2 protein-coding genes are annotated in these 2,019 nt (G+C 72.9%); one reads left to right on the top strand and one right to left on the bottom strand.

The features are described from left to right. Positions 1-917 (top strand): hypothetical protein (locus Q7W29_12815; GenBank protein MDO9172700.1); only part of this gene is annotated, 917 nt, incomplete at its 5' end. A gap of 86 nt (positions 918-1,003) precedes the next feature. Here the strand turns inward: Q7W29_12815 and Q7W29_12810 are convergent. Continuing rightward, positions 1,004-2,019, bottom strand: a 1,016-nt coding sequence (locus Q7W29_12810; GenBank protein MDO9172699.1) for a tetratricopeptide repeat protein, incomplete at its 5' end; no start/stop codon positions are given.

The following is a 2,019-nucleotide window of genomic DNA, read 5'->3' as shown; positions in this document are numbered from 1 at the left end:
ATTGCCACGACGGCCCCAACGGCGCGCACCCCGTCGGCTGGGCCGAACCCGGGCAGCACGGCGCGACCGTGCGTGTTTCCAGCGCTGCGTCGTGCACCGCTTGCCACGGCGCTGATTACCTGGGCGGCACCAGCGGCGTCTCGTGCTTCACGTGCCACGACGGCCCCGGTGGTCACGCCACCGGCTGGGCCGACCCGGCGCAGCACGGCGCCGAGGTCGACGCGAACGGCTCGGCGACGTGCACCGACTGCCACGGCGCCGACTACCTGGGCGGCTGGAGCGCGGTCTCCTGCTTCGATTGCCACGACGGCCCCAACGGCGCGCACCCCGTCGGCTGGGCCGAACCCGGACAGCACGGCGCGACCGTGCGTGTTTCCAGCGCTGCGTCGTGCACCGCTTGCCATGGGGTGAACTACACGGGCGGCACCAGCGGCGTCTCGTGCTACTCGTGCCACGACGGCCCCGGCGGCCACGCGATCGGCTGGGTCAGCCCCGCGCACCACGGCGGGGAGGCCGAGGTCAACGGCACGACATCCTGCGCCGATTGCCACGGTGCCGACCTGCGGGGCGGCTGGAGCGGGGTCTCCTGCTTCTCCTGCCACGACGGCCCCAACGGCAGCCATCCCGGCGGCTGGGCGAACCCGAACCTGCACGGCGCGACGGTGCGCGACGAGAGCGCCGCGTCCTGCACGTCGTGCCACGGCGTCGATTTCCAGGGCGGCAGCACCGGGGTCTCCTGCTTCGACTGCCACGACGGCCCCGGCGGCCACCCGGTCGGCTGGTCGCAGAGCTCGCAGCACGGCAACTACGCCGAGGACCACGGCACCCAGTCCTGCCCGGCCTGCCACGGGCCGGATTACCGGGGCGGTTGGTCCGGCGTGTCCTGCTACCGGTGCCACGACGGGCCCAATCCCTGACGGGGCGGCGCCTCACGATCCGGAACGCAGAAGGGCCCCGGCGTGATCCGGGGCCCTTCGATATTCCACCCGTGAGCCGGGTGGTCCTACGGCGCCGACGCCGCGCCTCCGCCCCGGATCCGCGCCAGCGCCTCGCGCCCGTTCACGTTTTCGGGGTTGAGCTCCAGCGACCTCTCGTACATCGCGATCGAGCCCGCGCTGTCGCCGGTGGCCAGCAGCGCCTCGCCCAGGCTGTCGTAGGCGTTCCACGACTCCGGGTAGAGATCGGCGTACACCCGGAACATCGCCACCGCCTGCGGCGCGCGTCCCGCCTGCAGGAAACGGTAGCCGGAGGCGTTGAGCTGGCCCTCCATGTAGAAGTAGCGGGCGGGCTCGGCGCCGCGGCTGGCCACGACCTCGCGGACGGAGTCCTCGCCGGCCCCCTCGTCGATGAGCGCGTACAGCCGGTCGGCGGCCGACGCCTGGCCCGTCGTCACGCTCCAGAGTTCCAGCAGCGTCATGGCGTGGTTGTTGCGGTTGAAGCCCGGGCTCTGAGCCAGCTCGGGGAAGCGCGCGTCGAGCGCGAAGGTCGCGAACAGCGACTCGAGGGACGCGCCGCGCGCGATCTCGGCCGGCACGCCGTCCCACAGCGCCCTGACGTAGCCGACCCGGGCCGCGAACCCGTCGTACGACAGCTCGCCGTTCCAGTGGCCGGTCACCAGCAACCGGATGCGGTCCTTCTGCTGCACCAGGTATTCCCAGTTCTTCAGCAGCTTCGGGAAGTCGTGGCGCACGCCGGGCCGCGCGACGAAGGACGCCAGGCAGCCCGGCGTGTCGGTCAGCCAGCGGTCGGACATCGTGTCGCCGGTCATCAGGATGCCGTGCCGGGGCACGAAGACGGCGATGTCGCTCGCGGTGTGCATGCCGCCGATGTAGTACAGCTCGAAGGTCGTGTCGCCCATGTCGAGCGTGAGGCGGTCGGCGAAGGTGCGCGTGGGCGGCGCGAGCGGCGCGTCCGACAGCAGGGCGTCGCGGACCAGGCGGTCCAGGGCCAGGTCCTCGCGCAGGCTGGGCAGGCTCGGGTCGTCCGCGGGCAGCGCCGCGAGGCGCGCCTCCGACTCCG

The organism is bacterium (genome assembly GCA_030654305.1).
Taxonomy (GTDB): domain Bacteria; phylum Krumholzibacteriota; class Krumholzibacteriia; order LZORAL124-64-63; family LZORAL124-64-63; genus PNOJ01.
The sequence above is the reverse complement of the archived record's forward strand: the minus strand, read 5'-3'. Positions and strand labels throughout refer to the sequence as shown.